Genomic DNA, 16,612 nt, shown 5'->3' with positions numbered 1-16,612 from the left:
TCAGGCCCGGCTGATCTCGTGATCGCGACCTAGCAGTTTGGCGAGCTGTTTCAGCCTCCCGACCACACGGTCGCTGGCAAGCGCGCGCAGATCGTCGGGAAGGCGCAGGACGAGCCGGCCATCGACGCATATCGCGGGCGTGCGCGGCAGAAGACCGGGCATGCCCGCCGAAAGCAGATAGGCGACCCGGAAAATCGCCGCCAGCAGGATGGCGCGGTCGAGGACCGGCGGCGGCAGCAGTCCCCGCAGCGCCATGGCGGTCGGCGAGGCCGATTTCAGCCCGGCATAGCGATGGAAGATCGCCAGCGCCAGGAAGGCTCGCCCGACATGGTCGATGCCGGTGAAGTAGGCATGGGCGATGACGTTCATGCTCTGCTCGCCGCGATAGTCGGGATGGGCGCGCCAGCCGATATCGGAGAGCAGGCAGACCGATTCGATCAGCCGGGACGACGGCTCGTCTTCCGAGAGACCGGCCGTCTCGATGATGGTGCGCGTCCAGGCGATCAACTCGGCGGCATGGCGCGGATCGCGCGCGCGCAGGTGGTTGTAGTCCCTCGCCGCCCGCAACAGCGGATCGGCGGCGCGCTCCTGCGGCGAGAGCTGCTCGTGGAGCAGCCCTTCGCGCACGCCTTGTGCCGAGATCACGATGGCGCGGGGCCGACCGCGCTTGATCAGTTCGTCGAGGACCAGCGCGCCATAGGCGAGCAGGGGACGCCGAGCCGACGACACGGCGTCGATCGCTTCAAGCATGGTGGCGTCCGCCCGCTCGATCAGCCTGACGAAATCGGCGACATCGCGGGCCGGCACCGTGTAGCCGTGCATGACGTTGAGCGGGTATTGCGACTGGCGCTGGTGCAGCGTCGCCAACGCGCGCCAGGTGCCGCCGACGGCGTAGAAGTCGCGGCCGCGCATCGCGGCGAGCTGCGGCAGCTTGTCGAGCTCCTCCCTGACAATCCTCTCCGCCTGCCTGAGCGAATTCTTCGAGCGATCCAGCAGGGCGAGGCCGCCGAGCGGAACGCTGGCGCCCTCCCCGACAGCACCGCCGGCAACCGAAATCAGCTCCAGACTGCCGCCGCCGAGATCTCCGACCACGCCGTCAGGATTGTCGAAGCCGGAAATGACGCCAAGGCCCGACAGGATCGCTTCGCGATCGCCGGAGATCAGTTCGATCGGCTGGCCGATCGCGGCCTCGGCGCGCGCGATGAATTCGGGCCCGTTGCTGGCATAGCGAGCCGCGGCCGTGGCGATGACGCGGATCGCGCCGACATGCATCGCCTCGCAGAGGATGCGGAAACGGACCAGCGCCGCGATGGCCTTGTCCATCGCATCCGTGGCGAGCCGCCCGGTCGTTGCGACCTGACGGCCGAGCCCCGCCATCTCCTTTTCGTTGAAGACCTGCGCCGGAGCCCGCGCGATCGTCTCGTAGACGACGAGACGCACCGAGTTCGAACCGATATCGACGATGGCGAGCGTATCGCCCAGACTCAGCCGCCCGGGCGCCTGTCCAGCCTCAGGTCTTCTTGCCTCCGCGTCTGGAAAGCGAACGGGGGCTTGAATTAGAGAGAGATTTTCCACGTCCGGACAAACTCGGATTGGTCATGAAATACTTGTGGGCGTTGAACGACTCATCGCCCGGCGCCGGGACAATGCGTCGGGAGCCGCCATCGGGCAAGATCGTCCAGCTCTGTTCGTTGTCGAGGAAGTTGGCGAGCATGATCTGTTCGAGCAATTGCTGGTGGACGGTCGCGTTGAGGATCGGGGTCAGCGCCTCGACCCGGCGATCGAGGTTGCGCGGCATCAGATCGGCCGAGGAGATGTAGAGCTTGGCTTTCGCCGAGGGCATGCCGTGGCCGGCGCCGAAGGCGTAGATGCGCGTGTGCTCCAAAAAACGGCCGACGATCGATTTCACGCGGATGTTTTCCGACAGGCCCGGGACGCCAGGCCGCAGACAGCAGATGCCGCGCACGACGAAGTCGATCTCGACACCGGCCTGGCTCGCATCGTAGAGCGCGTCGATGATCTCCGGATCCACGAGAGAATTGCACTTACCCCAGATCGCGCCTTTCCGGCCGGCCTTCACATGGGCGATTTCCTCGGAAATATCGTCGAGCAGCCGCTGTTTCAGCCCGACCGGCGAGACCGACATCTTTTCCAGCCCTGCCGGTTCGGCATAGCCGGTGATGAAGTTGAAGACGCGTGCGACGTCCTGCGACATCACCGGGTCGGCGGTGAAGAACGAGACGTCGGTGTAGATGCGCGCCGTGATGGGGTGATAGTTGCCGGTCGCGATATGGCAGTAGGTCACGAGCTGGCCCGCCTCGCGACGCACCACCATCGAGAGCTTGGCGTGGGTCTTCAGCTCGATGAAGCCGTAGACGACCTGCACGCCGGCGCGCTCCAGATCCTTGGCCCATCGGATATTGGCCTCTTCGTCGAAACGGGCCTTGAGCTCGACCAGGGCCGTTACCGACTTGCCCGCCTCGGCGGCCTCGGCGAGCGCATGGACGATCGGCGAGTTCGAGGAGGTGCGGTAGAGCGTCTGCTTGATCGCGACGACGCTGGGGTCGCGCGCCGCCTGCTGCAGGAACTGCACCACGACGTCGAAGCTCTCATAGGGGTGGTGGACGAGCAGGTCCTTCTGGCGAATGGCCGCGAAACAGTCTCCGCCATGCTCGCGGATGCGCTCGGGGAAGCGGGCATTGTAGGGCTTGAACTTGAGATCGGACCGGTCGACGCCGACCAGCAGCGCCAACTCGTTGAGGCCGATCATGCCGACGACCTCGACGATCTCGTCGGCGTCGACCTTGAGTTCGCGCACGATCAGCCGGCGCAGATGGGCCGGCATTCCGACGCTGACCTCGAGCCTGATCACCACGCCGCGGCGGCGCAGTTTCAGCATGGTCTCGAAGACGCGGACGAGATCCTCGGCCTCCTCTTCGATATCGAGATCGGTGTCGCGGATGACGCGGAAGGAGCCGGTGCCCTTGACGTCGTAGCCGGGAAAGAGCTTGGCGATGAACAGCGCCACCGTATCTTCCAGCGCGATGAAGCGATGCAGCCCCTCGCGTCCGAGATCGGGCAATTCGATGAAGCGATCCATCTTGCCCGGCACGCGGATCAAGGCGTCGAGCGGGCGGCCGTCGCTGACGCGCTCCAGAGCCAGCGCCAGGGTGAAGCCGAGATTGGGGATGAAGGGAAAGGGATGCGCCGGGTCGATCGCCAGCGGCGTCAGCACCGGGAAGACGTAGTTCAGGAAATAATCCTCGAGCCAGACGCGCTCCTGTGGACCGATGTCGCCCGGCGCCAGCAGATGGATGCGGTTCTCGTGCAGGTCGGCCTTGAGTTCGACCCAGCGGGCCTGCTGGTCGGCCGTCAGCGCGGTTACGGCCTTACCGAGTTCGGCAAGCTGCTCGGCCGGGGTCAGCCCGTCCTGGCTGCGGGTGACGACGCCGGCCTTGAGCTGCTCGCGCAGCCCCGAGACGCGGACCATGAAGAACTCGTCGAGATTGGCCGCCGAGATCGACAGGAAGCGCAGTTGTTCAAGCAGCGGGTGATTGCGGTTGGAGGCTTCCTCCATGACGCGCCGGTTGAACTGCAGCCAGGACAGCTCGCGGTTGATGAAGCGGGCAGGCGACTGCCGAATCGCCTCGGCCTCGCCGCCCGGCGTATCGCCGGTCGCCGCCTCAGCGGTTTCTACGCTCATGGGCTTGGCTTTCGTTCGGGTCGCTGCTGTGGCCACATCGGTCTCCTTGGGCGCCTTGAAAGTCATCCTAGCGTGACGTTTCGATGACGCGCGAGCCCATTTGCTTTAATGTCGCCTGCAGCTGCGGCGAGACGTGCACTTGCGCGACCGCCACGGCTACTGTTCAGTTATGAACGATCCCGATCCTGTACGGCTCGACGGCAATTGCCTTGCGATCCGTCCGTTCCAGCAGAGGCTGCCTTGACCCAGAGCGGCGCGTCCCATGACGATGACGACATCGTCTATCCCTCCGCGATCCCTTTCGTGCTCGCGCATTTCGCCTGCTTCGGCGCGATCTGGAGCGGCGTGACCACGACCTCGGTCTGGCTCGCCATCGGTCTGTACTGGCTGCGGATGTTTGCGGTTACGGGCGGTTATCACCGTTATTTTTCGCACAGGACCTACAAGACCAGCCGGTTCTTCCAGTTCGTTCTCGCGGTTCTGGCGCAATCGACGGCGCAGAAGAGCGTGCTGTGGTGGGCTTCGAAGCATCGGCATCATCACCGCCACGCCGATACCGAGCATGACGTGCATTCGCCGGTGCATACCTCCTTCGCCTACTCCCACCTCGGCTGGATCTTCGCGCGCCAGCATGATCGTTTCGACCGCACGACGATCCCGGACCTGACGAAGTTCCCGGAATTGCAGTGGCTGCACCGGTTCGAGATCGCGCCCGCGATCGCGCTGGCCATTCTATGCTTCGCCATCGATGGCTGGGCCGGACTCTTCGTCGGCTTCTTCTGGTCGACGGTCGCGGTCTATCACGGCACCTTCTGCATCAACTCGCTCGCGCATGTGCATGGCGACAAACACTATCTGACCGGCGACGAGAGCCGCAACAACTGGTGGCTCGCGGTCATCACCATGGGCGAAGGCTGGCACAACAACCACCATGCCTACCAGTACAGTGTCAGGCAGGGCTTCCGCTGGTGGCAGTGGGATCCGACCTATTATCTCATTCTCGGGATGTCGAAGATCGGGCTCGTCTGGGATCTGAAGGCGCCGCCGCAGGCGATCATCGACCGCTCGCAGGCACTGCCGCCGCGCGTGATCGAACATTCGGCGGAGCGGCTGGCGGCATCGGTGCCGCTGGACCGGATCGTCAGCGCCTTTCGCGAGGCCTATGCCGCGACGCCTGCTCTGGCCGATCTCCACCTGCCGACGCTGACGAGGGCGGAACTGCGGACCGCGCTCGCCGAACTGCAGCACCGCGCGAGCGACCGGCTGGCGGTCATGCAGCAGCAGGCGCAGGACGCCTTCGCCGGGTGGCATCTGCCGGTGCTGCCGAGCCGTGAGGAATTGAGCGAGAAGGCAGCCGCAATGTTCGTGCGCACGCCTTCGCTCGATGCGATCGCGGCCCGCGCCCATGACCTCCTGATCGACGCGATGCACGCCCGGCTGATCTCGTCGCAGGCCCCGGCCGGATCGGCGCAGCCGCAGGGCTGATCGGGCGGCCTTACGGCGTCACTCGTCGGGAAAAAGCCCCGCCAGAACCTCGGCCGCGAGCGGGCGCGTGACCCGCCGGCCGCGCTCGAGCGAGAGCCGGTCCAGCGCATCGACGAGGGTGCGCGCGGCGGCAAAGGACCGCTCCATCCGGAGCGCCAGCATCTCGATGATGCCGGCATCGACCACAAGCTGACGGTCGATGAAGAGCTTGACCAGAACCGCCCGGAGCAAAGCGTCGTCGGGCGGCGCGATGAGAGCCTGCGGCGCCAGGCGCAGCCGCGAGAGCAGATCGGGGATGCGCAGGCCCCAGCGATCGGGCTCGGTGCGGGCGGTCAGCAGCAGGAAGCCGCCCTTCGCTTTCATCGCGTTCATCAGATGAAACAGCGCCGCCTCGTCGCGGCTTCCTGTGTCGCAATCCTCGACGACCAGCGCGCCACCCGAGACCAGATGCGGCACCTTGTCCTGTGTGACCTGTGCGACTGGAACAGACCATGCATGGGCCGATTTTGCCCATATGGCCGCGAGATGGCTCTTGCCGGCACCTTCGGGGCCGACGAGCCTGAGCCAGGCCTCCGGCCAGCTCGGCCATGCCTCGACCATGCCATAGGCCGCCTCATTGGACGGGCCGATCAGAAAATCCTCGACGCCGTGACGACTGTCGACAGGCAGGTCGAAGGCGAGCTGGCGCGCGCGGGCTGGTGGTTCGGACATCGGAGGCTCAAGCGTCGGCGTCGATGCGCGCCTTGACGATGGCGGCCTTGGTCGCATCGCCGCCATGATAGATGTTGCTGGCGAGATACTGCCGGAGCGCGAAGCGGCAGAGCACGCCGATCACCGCCGCGAGCGGCACCGCCAGCAGCAGACCGACGAAGCCGAACAGCGTGCCGAAGGCGAGCAGCGCGAACATCAGCCAAACCGGATGCACGCCGATCGAATCGCCGACGAATTTCGGCTGAAAGATATTCCCTTCGAGGAACTGGCCTGCGGCGAAGACGCCGAGCGTCGCCAGCGGCCAGGTCCAGTCCGGCCAGAACTGAACGATCGCGACGCCGACCGAGAGCACGAGCCCGGTCAGCGAGCCGACAAAGGGAATGAAGGAGAGAAAACCACTGATGATGCCGATCAGCGCGCCGAAATTGACGCCGAGCAGGCTCAGGCCCACGGCGTAGAAGATACCCAGCAGCAGGCAGACCAGCGCCTGCCCGCGCAGGAAGCCGGCAATGGCGGTGTCCATCTCGCGCAGTAGACCGCGAATCGTCTCGCGATGGTCGAGAGGCAGCCAGCCATCGACAGTGGCGCACATCCGGTCCCAATCGACGAGCAGATAGAAGGCGATGACCGGCGTCAGCACCAGCAGCGAGAACACCCCGATGATCGCCGTGCCCCCCGTCCACAGCGACTGGAGCACACTGCCGACCCATTTCGTCCCCTCCCCCACGAGGTTTCCGAGCGAGTTCTGCGCCTCCTCGGTGATCTTGGTGCCGCCGAGGCGTTCGAGCCAGGGAGCTCCGCGCTCCAGCACGAGCGCCTGCAGCTTGGCCGCGTCGGCCGGCAGGCGCGCCACGAGCCCGGCAAGCTGCTGGCCGAGCAAAGGCGCCAGCAGCACGAGTGCGAGCACGAAGACCAGCAGGAAGATGAAGAGGATGGCGATCGTGGCGGCAAGCCGGCTCAGCCCCATTCGTTCCAGCCTGTCGGCCAGCGGATCGAGCAGATAGGCCAGTGCCAGCGCGGCGACGAAGGGCAGCAGAATGTCCCGGAGCAGAACGAGAAGCAGCACGAAAACGACGAGAGACATCAGCCAGAAGCCGATTTGACGCTGCAATGTCATCGATCCAGGCCTTTCTCGCGCCGACGGCAGCGCGCGACCACAGATAAGCGAGAGCAGCGGAGGTTCCAAGCGGCCGCTGCCGGACGCGATCGCATGAGGGTTTCGTCGGATGCCGGGGGCACGAGCCCCTAACGGTGGATCGGCAGCCGGAATGCACCCTGCCCGCTTGCCACACCGGACGTGGTTGCCTATCGCTCGCGCGAACAGGATGAAGGCTCTCGACCATGACCAAACCCGGCGCCAACGGACTGACCTATGCGCAGGCGGGCGTCGATATCGACGCCGGCAACGCCATGGTCGACCAGATCAAGCCGCTGGTGCGGGCGACGCGCAGGCCGGGTGCGGATGCGGAGATCGGCGGCTTCGGCGGCCTGTTCGACCTCAAGGCCGCGGGTTTCACCGATCCGATCCTGGTTGCGGCCAATGACGGCGTCGGCACCAAGGTCAAGATCGCGATCGAGAGCGGGCTGCACTCGACCATCGGAATCGATCTCGTGGCGATGTGCGTCAACGATCTGATCGTGCAGGGCGCCGAACCACTGCTGTTCCTGGACTATTATGCCACCGGCAAGCTCGATCCCGCGGTCGGCGTCGAGATCGTGCGCGGCATCGCCGATGGCTGCCGGCAAGCGGGCTGCGCGCTGATCGGTGGCGAGACCGCCGAGATGCCGGGCCTCTACGCCGAGAAGGACTACGATCTCGCCGGTTTCGCGGTCGGCGCGGCCGAACGCGGCACCCTGCTGCCGCGGGCGGATCTGGCGCCGGGCGACGTGATCTTTGGCCTGCCTTCGTCTGGCGTGCACTCGAACGGCTTTTCGCTGGTCCGGCGCATCGTCGCGATGAGCGGGCTGGCCTGGGACGCCCCTGCCCCGTTCGCCCCGGAGACGAGCCTGGCGGAAGCGCTGCTGATCCCGACGCGGATCTATGTGAAGGCGCTGCTTGCCGCCCTAAAGGCGACGGACGGCATCAAGGCGCTGGCGCATATCACCGGCGGCGGCTTCCCCGACAACATTCCGCGCGTGCTGCCCGAAGGGCTCGGCGTCGCGCTCGACCTGTCGGCCATTACCGTGCCGCCCGTCTTCGGGTGGCTCGCCCGCACCGGCGGCGTCGCCGAGCGCGAGATGCTGCGGACCTTCAACTGCGGCATCGGCATGATCGTCGCGGCCGATGCGGCCAAGGCCGCGGAGGTCGAGGCGGCGCTGACAGCGGCTGGCGAAAAGCCGGTGCGGCTGGGCGAGATCGTCCCGATCGGAGCCGATGACGAGGCCGTCGGCTATCGCGGCAAGCTTTCCCTGTGAGCGGACCACGTAAGCGCGTCGGTATTCTGATCTCGGGGCGCGGCTCGAACATGGTGGCGCTGGCCAAGGCTGCGCAAGCTTCGGATTATCCTGCCGAGATTGGTCTCGTGCTCTCGAACCGGCCCGATGCTGCCGGCCTCGAACGAGCGCAGGCGCTTGGCATCGCAACCGCGACCGTCGATCATCGCGAGTTCGGCAAGGACCGCGAGGCGTTCGAGCGCGCCATGGACGAGGCGCTGCGGATCAACCAGATCGATCTCGTGGCGCTGGCGGGCTTCATGCGCATCCTGACGCCGTGGTTCGTGCGGCGCTGGGAGGGCCGGCTGATCAATATACACCCGTCCCTGCTGCCCTTGTTCAAGGGCACGCACACCCATGCCCAAGCGCTGGCAGCGGGTGTCGGGGAGCATGGCTGCAGCGTGCATTTCGTCGTGCCGGAACTCGATGCCGGCCCGGTCATCGCGCAGGCCAAAATACCGGTCCTGCCCGGGGACGACGAGGACAGTCTGGCGACGCGCGTCCTCGCCGAGGAGCTGACGCTCTATCCCGCGGCGCTTGCAGCGGTCGCCTCGGGCCGCGCCGCACTGGTCGACGGCGCATTGGTGCGCGGCTGAGCCTCGGGCTCATAGACGCAGGCGCGCTCGGTCGCCCTCGCCTCCTCCTCCTTCTGCCAGCGCCGGAACAGTTCGGCGCGGCGGGCCGGATAGCGCTCCTCGCGCAGGACGAGATCGGTGATCCGGTCGGTCCGGAAATGCCGGAAGGCTTGACGCAATTCGCACCAGGCGATGACGATGCGAACGCGCTCGTAGAAGGTCATGCCGATCGGCCAGATCATCCGCTGCGATTCGCGGCCCGCCTCGTCGCGATAGCGCACCTGCAGCTTGCGCCCCTGCCTGATCGCCGCGCGCACGCCCGCGACATCGACCTGATCGACCGGCTTGTCGGCGCCGTAGCTCGGCGCGAACAGGGCGCCGTCGAGCAGGATCGGCCTGAGATGCGCGGGCAGGACCGCGGCGATCTTGCTGACCACATCCTCGGCTGCGCGCGCCAGCACGGGATCGGCGCGCTCGCCGAGCCAGCGCATCCCAACCAGCACGGCCTCGATCTCGTCGGGCGAGAGCATCAGCGGCGGCAGGTCGAACCCGGCATCCAGGACATAGCCGATGCCGGCCTCGCCCCGGATCGGTACACCCTGGCGCACCAGCACGCCGATGTCGCGATAGATGGTGCGCACCGAGACGGTGAGTTCGGCGGCGAGCGTATCGGCGGTGACGGGCCGGCGCCGGCGGCGCAGGCTCTGGATCAGATCGAGCAATCGTTCGGCACGCTGCATGTCGATAGTTCCCACTTCGGCTTGAGCAATGCCACAATGCTCTAGCGCTGCTGACAACTCCTGTCAGCAGCGTGTCAGTAGGACAATGCGTCACGATATCTATCTACGGGGGCGACCATATGATCACGCTGCACAGTTTCGGGCCGGCTTTCGGACTGCCTGACCCGAGCCCGTTCTGCATCAAGGCCGAGATCCTGCTGAAATTATCGGGCCTGCCCTATGAGCGGGCGAACGGCGATCTGCGTCGCGCGCCGAAGCGCAAACTGCCGGTGATCGTCGATGACGGCGTCACCATCGCCGATTCGAGCTTCATCCGTTTCCATCTCGAAAGCCAACACGGCATCGATTTCGACGGAGGACTCGACGCCGAGCGGCGCGGTGTTCTCTGGGCGGTCGAGAAGATGCTGGAGGACCAGATCTACTGGATCATCGTCGAGGAGCGCTGGATGGACGACGCCAACTTTGCGCGCGGCCCGGCGAACTTCTTCAAGACCGTGCCGGCGCCACTGCGGCCGTTGATCTGCGCCATGGTCCGACGCCAGGTCAGGCGCAACCTGCACGGTCACGGCATCGGGCGGCACAGCCAGGCCGAGCGGCTCGTGCTGGCCGCGCGCAGCCTGGACTCGATCGTAGCAGTCCTGGGTGAGCGGGAGTATCTCGGCGGCAACGCACCGGCTGGAGGCGATGCGGCGCTCGGCGCCTTCACGATCGCAGGCCTGTGCCCATTGTTCGATTCAGCCTTCCGGGGCCTCGTCGAAGCGCGACCCAGCCTCGTCGCCTATGCGACGCGGATGAGCGAGCGCTTCTTTCCAGCGGCTGAGGGTGTCAGGCCGGCCGCTTGAGCTTGCAGCGGTCGAGGAAGCCGAGGCCCTTCTCGCGCGCCGTATCGTTGAAGTAGCCGGTGTCGCGGAAGGCCTGGATTTCGTCCTTGGACATGGCGCCGACCGTACCCTTGGCGTAGCAGCTGCAAGGCGTATGCACCTCTTCGCGGGTCGTGCCCATCAGGCGCGACTGGGTGACGAGGCAGGCGTCGAAAGCGCGCAGCTGGATCATGTAGGGCGTCAGGTTCTTTGCCGTCGGATCCGCTGGCGGCAGGGCGCTGGTGCCGCTGGCGGCATAGGCCGAAAGCCCGGCAAAAAGCGACAACCCACCGGCCAGCAAGACCGCACCTACACGCCGCATCGTCATGATTCGAAAATCCTTCCAGAACCCGCGCAAAACGCGCGATTCACGCCCGCCAGCGCAAGTCGGGATGGTCCACAGCGCCGTTAAAAGGTCAAGATCGCGATGGTCACGCTTTCCTGATCCAGACCTTATTGTCGTGGAAAGCCGCGCCGCCGAACGGCGCGACGGCGTCGGCGCCGGTGATCGTATTGATGCCGCGCCCGTGTCTGTGGGCCGCATTCGGCCAGATCGACTCGGCGATGACGACGCCGGGCACCACGCCGTCGAACAGAACGGCATGAAGATGGACGCTGCCGCGCCGATTGCCGACGATGATCTCGTCGCCGGCCGCGACACCAAGTCGCGCCGCATCGGTCGGATGAAGCATCAGCGTCGGCCGGCCCTCCTTCTTTTGCGAGCCGGGCGTTTCGGTGAAAGTCGAGTTCAGAAAGCTGCGGGCCGGGCTCGTCGCCAGACGGAACGGGTGCTGCGTATCGGCACCTTCCAGCACGTCCCAATAGTCGGGCAGAGACGGCATCCGCGCATAGGGGCCGACCGGGCCGTCATTGGCGTTGGGGACCTTCGGCCAGTCCGGCTTGAAGCGGAACTTCCGGTCGCGATAGCCGAAGCCGTCGAGGTAATGCGCCTTGGCGAAATCCGGCTGCACGTCGTGGAAATCATTGGCGATCAGCTCGTCGAGCGTGCCGTGCCCGCTCTCGCGCAACGTCCAGTCGATGATCTCGCGGGGGTTCATCATGAAGCCGCGATGCTGCGCACCCAGCCGTCCGGCCAGCGCGCAGATCAGATCATGGTTCGAACGGCATTCGCCGGCCGGCTCGACCAGCTTGCCGCCCCACATGATGTGCTGGTGGCCACCGCCCTGGTAAAGGTCGTCATGCTCCATGAACTGGGTCGCCGGTAGCACGATGTCGGCCATCGCTGCCGTCTCGGTCATGAACTGCTCGTGGACGACGGTGAACAGGTCGTCGCGGGCGAAGCCCTGCTTGACAAGCTCCTGCTCGGGCGCGACCGAGACCGGATTGGTGTTCTGGATGAGGAGCGCCTTGACGGGACCGCCTTGTCGCAAGGCCTCGGCATCGCCGGTCAGGACGCGGCCGATCTGCGACTGATCGAGCTGGCGCACCGTGCGATCGGCGACATCCAGGCCCTCGATCAGGCTCTTGCGCCAGTTGTAGATGCCGCTGTTGCTGTGGAAGGCACCGCCGCCCTCATGCCGCCAGGCGCCGGTGACGGTCGGCACGCACAGCGCCGCATGCATCGAGACCGCGCCGTTGCGCTGGCGGGCGAAGCCATAACCTAGACGAAAGAAGCTCTTCTTGCGGGTGCCGACCAGCGCCGCGAATTCCTCGATCTGCGCGACGTCGAGCCCGGTGATAGCGGCGGCCCATTCCGGCGTTCGGCTTGTCAGATGCTCTTCGAGTTCGCCGGGCGCATCGGTATGGCTGGCAAGATAGTCGCGGTCGGCGTGGCCGTCGCGGAAGAGGATGTGCATGACGGCGCAGGCGAGCGCCGCATCGGTGCCGGGGCGCAGCACGAGCGCCAGATCGGCCTGGGCCAGCGTCGCGTTGTGATAGATGTCGATCGCGACGATCTTGGCACCGCGCGTCTTCCGGGCCTTGATCGCGTGATGCATCACGTTGACCTGGGTGTGCACGGCATTCGTACCCCAGATCACGACGCAATCGGATTTCGCCATTTCGCGAGGGTCGGGACCGGCGAGGCGCCCCGTACCGGCGATGAAGCCGGTCCAGGCCATGGTGGTGCAGATCGTCGAATACTGGCCGGAATAGCGCTTGGCATGGCGCAGGCGGTTGATGCCGTCGCGCATCACCAGCCCCATCGTGCCGGCATAGTAGTAGGGCCAGACGGCGTCCGCCCCGTGCTCGGCCTCGATGGCAAGGAAACGCCGCGCGATCTCGTCCAGCGCCTCGTCCCAAGTGATGCGCTCGAACTGGCCCGACCCCTTCGGCCCGCTGCGCCGCAGCGGATGCAGCAGGCGGTCGGGATGGTGCATCCGCTCGGAATAGCGCGCGACCTTGGCGCAGATCACGCCGTCGGTGTAGCTCTGTCGCTTGGAGCCGCGGACCCGGCCGATGCTGCGGCCGTCGATGACCTCGACCTCCAGCGAACAGGCGGACGGGCAGTCATGCGGGCAAACCGAGGGGAGGTGCGCGATGCGTGGCAATTCCGTCATGAAAAATATCTAGACGACTACCGCTCAAATGAGAATGCGACTTTGCTGCCACGCCCGGTCTAGAATCGAGTGGCCGGCTTCGATAGTGCTGGCAGATATTGGGCATCTGTTTGAAGCTGCCACAACTTGACGCATCGACCCGCGCCAGCGATGCCCCCACCGTCAACGCGCGATTAACGGTAACGAGTCAGATTGAATGCGATCATCGTTCGAGAGGCGCCGTCGCGTCGGAGTGAAGCTTATGCGTTGCGTTGCGTTCGTCGCGGGCCTGTCCGCCTGCCTTGTCGTCGGATCGTCGAATTTTGCTTCGGCGCAGACCGGCGACTATTCCACCCTCACCTCTACCGAACCGGTGCAGAACTGGAATCTGAAGCTCGGCGCCGGCCTGCGCTACCAGCCGGATTACCTCGGCTCGGACGACTATATGTTCAGGCCGAGGCCGATCATCTCGATCGGCCGGGGCGTGAAGAGCACATGGTGGTCGGCCGAGGACGACGCGATCTCGATCGGGTTCTTTACCGGCCAGGGCTGGCGCGTCGGCTTTTCGGGCAATCTGCTCTGGGAGCGCAAGGCCAGCACCAATGCCGCTCTCGTTACGGTTCCGAACGTCAAATTCGGAGCCGAGGCCGGCGGTTTCGTCGAATTCTATCCGACCTCGTGGCTGCGCGCGCGCGCCGATCTTCGCCGTGGGTTCGTCGCCCATGACGGACTCGTGGCCGATTTCAAGCTCGACGCCTTCACCCGGATCGCAGATGCATGGTCGTTCGGAATCGGCCCGCGCATGACCGTCACCAGCGCAGATTATGTCCGGACCTATTTCGGCAGCATTCCCGGACTCGCCGGCACGGGTGGGTTGCTGCAGCGCTTCAATTCGGGCGTGCTGTCCTATGGAGCGCTGGCGCAGGCGACCTATAACTGGAGCGAGCGCCTCTCGACGACGGCCTATGTCGAATACAAGCACCTCGTCGGCGATGCCGCGCGGGCCCCTATCGTCAAGACCTTCGGCTCGCGCGATTCGATCACGCTGGGCATCTCGGCGAGCTACTCCTTCGACCTCGGCTTCTGATCGCGTAGACCGCAGTCTTCCAATACTTCGACATAAAAAAGGCGGGCCCAATCGGCCCGCCTTTCGAACTCGCGACCGGAAGAGCGAGAGTTGCGCTCAGCCGACGATCTCGTTGCCGGCGAAGAACTGGGCGATCTCGATCGCGGCGGCTTCCGGAGCATCGGAGCCATGCGCCGTGTTTTCACCGACGGACTCGGCGAAGAGCTTGCGGATCGTGCCCTCGGCGGCATTGGCCGGGTTGGTCGCGCCCATGACGTCGCGATAGGCGGCGATGGCGTTCTCGCCTTCGAGAACCTGCACGACGACGGGGCCCGAGGTCATGAACGTCACCAGTTCGCCGAAGAACGGGCGCTCGGAATGGACCGCGTAGAAGGTTTCGGCCTGGGCCTTGGTCAAGTGGATGCGCTTCTGCGCAACGATGCGCAGGCCGGCCTTCTCGATGACCGCATTGACCGCGCCCGTCAGGTTGCGCCGGGTCGCGTCGGGCTTGAGAATGGAAAAGGTACGCTGGACAGCCATCGGTAAATCCTTGCAGAAAATCTGGGGAATGCGGCGCGCTTATAGCGGCGCCCTCCCCGACCCACAAGGCGTGCCGGCTTTGGCGATCTCAGTGGCGCGTCAGGAAACCGCGGGCTTCGCGCAGCGCCTCGGCGATCTGGTCGCGTGTCATCTCCAGCGCCAGCGCCTGGCGATGAGTGGCGGCGCGGTCGCAGCCGCGGGCCTGGGCGACGTTGAACCATTTCTGCGCCGCGACGAGATCGACCGGAGCGCCGCGGCCGGCGGCATACATCAGGCCGAGTTCGTAATAGGCCTCGGCCGAAGCTTCGGTCGGGATCGCCAGCGAAGCCGGGATCGCGCTCATTTCCATGCGTGCCATGACAGACCACCCTCGTTTTTGCGCCGACCACCCGTCCAAGGTCCCGGCTTGTGAGAACGAGATTTGGCCTCAGTCCTTAAAGGCTGCGCTAAAATTCGAGATGAATCGAAGCTCAACGAGACGTAATCGTCCGGTTAAATCAAGATTCGATTCAGGCTTCCGGCGCGAAAACCCTCGTCTTTCCAAGGCGCATGCAGATCGTCGGTCGCGGTGCTGTTGACGGCGCATTCACCCTGCTTCGCGTCGGGGGAAAAAACCACGCGATCAGCCATCACGGCTTGGCCATCGGCGCCGACCGCGATATGGTTCATATCTGAACCATGCAGCATAGCTGGTCATAAAATGGGAGGATCACCATGCGCTCTCGATCAAACGCCCTCGCCGGCTCGCTCATCGGGCTTGGACTGATGACGACCGTCGTCGACCCCGGCCTCGCCCAGGATGTCGGCGGCACCTGGCTGCGCGAGACCGGCGCCTCGCGGGTGCGCTTCGTCAAATGCGGCGAAGCGATGTGCGGGACCTTGTCCTGGCTGAAGGACGCCAACGGCCCCGCGAAGGTCGGCCAGCGCATCTTCTACGACATGAAGCCGGACGGCCCCGGAAAATGGAAAGGCAGCGCCTTCAATCCGGAGGACGGCAAGACCTATTCCGGCACGATGACCCTGGCCGGCGACAAGCTGACCACCTCGGGCTGCGTGCTCGGCGGACTGATCTGCCGTTCGGTGAACTGGTCGAGGGCGGAATAAGCGAGACAGTGGGCAGTCGGCAGTCGCGGACCACCCTATTGCCGACTGCCTGTTGCCGCTCTCGCCGTCACCGCGCTTTCTGGTTGAAGAGCATGGCGTGCTCTTCCGGCGTACGCTGCTCGGGCGGCTTGCGCAGCTCGGAGGCGACGGCGAGGCCGCGCTGCACGGCCGGACGCGCCTTGAGGCGGTCGAGCCAGCGCCCGACATGGGGGAATTGGGCGATGTCCTGGCCCTGCTTCTCCCAGCCGAGCGCCCAGCCGATGCAGGCCATGTCGGCGATGGAATAGGTGCCGGCGATGAACTCCCGGTCGGCGAGGCGCTTGTTCAGCACGCCGTAGAGCCGGTTCGCCTCGTTGGTATAGCGCTCGATCGCGTAAGGTACCTTCTCGGGCGCATAGAGCCGGAAATGATGGGTCTGGCCGAGCATGGGGCCGAATCCGCCCATTTGCCAGAACAGCCATTCATCGACTTCGACACGGCCGCGCTCGTCGGCCGGGTAGAACCGGCCGGTCTTGCGGCCGAGATATTGCAGGATCGCACCCGATTCAAAGACCGAGATCGGCTTGCCGTCCGGGCCTTCTGGATCGACGATCGCCGGCATACGGTTGTTGGGCGAAATCGCCAGGAACTCGGGCTTGAACTGGTCGCCCTTGCCGATGTTCACCGGCAGAAGGTTGTAGGGCAGCCCGCACTCCTCGAGCATGATGCTGATCTTCCAGCCATTTGGCGTGGGCCAATAATACAGATCGATCGGCTTGGTCTGGCTGGCTGGCATCGTGATCGGTCCCGTCGCGGTTGCGTCGCGGGCAAGTTGTAGGCGCCATCTCCTGCGCCCGAAAGGGCGCGGAGCCGCAGGCCGCGCGGGCTCGCCATGTCGTGAAGGCGGACGGACGCTTG

At 65.5% G+C, this 16,612-nt stretch carries 17 protein-coding genes; 6 read left to right on the top strand and 11 right to left on the bottom strand.

Going from position 1 to position 16,612, the window contains the following annotated elements; translation table 11 throughout:
* Together ppx and AXW83_RS05725 are read right to left on the bottom strand one after the other, a co-directional pair.
* Entirely contained in the window at positions 1–1,575 is a 1,575-nt protein-coding gene (ppx, locus tag AXW83_RS05730; protein ID WP_236841829.1) for an exopolyphosphatase, read from the bottom strand.
* Positions 1,511–3,769, bottom strand: a complete 2,259-nt coding sequence (locus AXW83_RS05725; protein ID WP_082766967.1) for an RNA degradosome polyphosphate kinase — start codon at positions 3,767–3,769, stop codon at positions 1,511–1,513. The genes ppx and AXW83_RS05725 overlap by 65 nt, the downstream gene beginning before the upstream one ends.
* 174 nt (positions 3,770–3,943) lie before the next feature.
* On the opposite strand from AXW83_RS05725, the gene AXW83_RS05720 reads away from it, so the two are divergent.
* Positions 3,944–5,188, top strand: a complete 1,245-nt coding sequence (locus tag AXW83_RS05720; RefSeq protein WP_066611404.1) for an acyl-CoA desaturase — start codon at positions 3,944–3,946, stop codon at positions 5,186–5,188.
* Between the two features lie 18 nt (positions 5,189–5,206).
* Here AXW83_RS05720 and AXW83_RS05715 read toward each other — a convergent pair whose 3' ends face one another.
* Both AXW83_RS05715 and AXW83_RS05710 read right to left on the bottom strand, forming a co-directional pair.
* A complete protein-coding gene (locus AXW83_RS05715) occupies positions 5,207–5,899 on the bottom strand; it encodes a P-loop NTPase family protein (protein ID WP_066611402.1) in 693 nt (230 codons plus the stop codon).
* Positions 5,900–5,906: 7 nt separating this feature from the next.
* Positions 5,907–7,016, bottom strand: coding sequence for an AI-2E family transporter (locus AXW83_RS05710; protein WP_066611400.1), 1,110 nt, complete (start codon positions 7,014–7,016; stop codon positions 5,907–5,909).
* Between the two features lie 224 nt (positions 7,017–7,240).
* On the opposite strand from AXW83_RS05710, the gene purM reads away from it, so the two are divergent.
* Both purM and purN read left to right on the top strand, forming a co-directional pair.
* On the top strand, positions 7,241–8,314 hold the full coding sequence (purM, locus tag AXW83_RS05705) for a phosphoribosylformylglycinamidine cyclo-ligase (RefSeq protein ID WP_066611398.1): 1,074 nt from the start codon (positions 7,241–7,243) through the stop codon (positions 8,312–8,314).
* Positions 8,315–8,364: 50 nt separating this feature from the next.
* Positions 8,365–8,928 carry a phosphoribosylglycinamide formyltransferase gene (gene purN / locus AXW83_RS05700; protein ID WP_066611396.1) on the top strand — a complete coding sequence of 188 codons (564 nt, stop codon included), beginning with the start codon at positions 8,365–8,367 and terminating at the stop codon, positions 8,926–8,928.
* On the opposite strand, the gene AXW83_RS05695 is transcribed toward purN, so the two are convergent.
* Positions 8,856–9,647: a helix-turn-helix transcriptional regulator gene (locus AXW83_RS05695; RefSeq protein WP_082766964.1), complete on the bottom strand. Its 792-nt coding sequence runs from the start codon at positions 9,645–9,647 to the stop codon at positions 8,856–8,858. The genes purN and AXW83_RS05695 overlap by 73 nt on opposite strands.
* A gap of 119 nt (positions 9,648–9,766) precedes the next feature.
* Between AXW83_RS05695 and AXW83_RS05690 the strand changes: the two genes are divergently transcribed.
* Positions 9,767–10,489 (top strand): glutathione S-transferase family protein, encoded by a 723-nt coding sequence (locus AXW83_RS05690; protein WP_066611394.1) that lies wholly within the window; start codon positions 9,767–9,769, stop codon positions 10,487–10,489.
* Here AXW83_RS05690 and AXW83_RS05685 read toward each other — a convergent pair.
* Positions 10,473–10,835, bottom strand: a complete 363-nt coding sequence (locus AXW83_RS05685) for a hypothetical protein (protein WP_066611392.1) — start codon at positions 10,833–10,835, stop codon at positions 10,473–10,475. The two genes, AXW83_RS05690 and AXW83_RS05685, sit on opposite strands and share 17 nt — an antisense overlap.
* Positions 10,836–10,938: 103 nt before the next feature.
* Entirely contained in the window at positions 10,939–13,026 is a 2,088-nt protein-coding gene (locus AXW83_RS05680; RefSeq protein ID WP_066611390.1) for a molybdopterin-containing oxidoreductase family protein, read from the bottom strand.
* A gap of 241 nt (positions 13,027–13,267) precedes the next feature.
* Between AXW83_RS05680 and AXW83_RS05675 the strand changes: the two genes are divergently transcribed.
* The gene (locus AXW83_RS05675) at positions 13,268–14,092 is read left to right on the top strand and encodes a MipA/OmpV family protein (RefSeq protein WP_066611388.1); all 825 of its coding nucleotides are present in this window, start codon (positions 13,268–13,270) and stop codon (positions 14,090–14,092) included.
* Positions 14,093–14,188: 96 nt separating this feature from the next.
* On the opposite strand, the gene ndk is transcribed toward AXW83_RS05675, so the two are convergent.
* The 3 genes from ndk to AXW83_RS05660 all read right to left on the bottom strand — a co-directional run bounded on the left by ndk (position 14,189) and on the right by AXW83_RS05660 (position 15,280).
* Positions 14,189–14,611, bottom strand: a complete 423-nt coding sequence (gene ndk / locus AXW83_RS05670) for a nucleoside-diphosphate kinase (RefSeq protein WP_066611386.1) — start codon at positions 14,609–14,611, stop codon at positions 14,189–14,191.
* A gap of 88 nt (positions 14,612–14,699) precedes the next feature.
* Positions 14,700–14,969 (bottom strand): SEL1-like repeat protein, encoded by a 270-nt coding sequence (locus AXW83_RS05665; protein WP_066611385.1) that lies wholly within the window; start codon positions 14,967–14,969, stop codon positions 14,700–14,702.
* Positions 14,970–15,103: 134 nt separating this feature from the next.
* A complete protein-coding gene (locus AXW83_RS05660) occupies positions 15,104–15,280 on the bottom strand; it encodes a hypothetical protein (RefSeq protein WP_156639823.1) in 177 nt (58 codons plus the stop codon).
* A 45-nt stretch (positions 15,281–15,325) separates the two neighbouring features.
* Between AXW83_RS05660 and AXW83_RS05655 the strand changes: the two genes are divergently transcribed.
* Positions 15,326–15,715, top strand: coding sequence for a DUF2147 domain-containing protein (locus tag AXW83_RS05655; protein WP_066611383.1), 390 nt, complete (start codon positions 15,326–15,328; stop codon positions 15,713–15,715).
* Between the two features lie 67 nt (positions 15,716–15,782).
* On the opposite strand, the gene AXW83_RS05650 is transcribed toward AXW83_RS05655, so the two are convergent.
* On the bottom strand, positions 15,783–16,490 hold the full coding sequence (locus AXW83_RS05650) for a glutathione S-transferase N-terminal domain-containing protein (protein WP_066611381.1): 708 nt from the start codon (positions 16,488–16,490) through the stop codon (positions 15,783–15,785).
* Between the last annotated feature and the right edge of the window lie 122 nt (positions 16,491–16,612).

This window comes from Bosea sp. PAMC 26642, assembly GCF_001562255.1.
GTDB lineage: Bacteria > Pseudomonadota > Alphaproteobacteria > Rhizobiales > Beijerinckiaceae > Allobosea.
The sequence above is the reverse complement of the archived record's forward strand: the minus strand, read 5'-3'. Positions and strand labels throughout refer to the sequence as shown.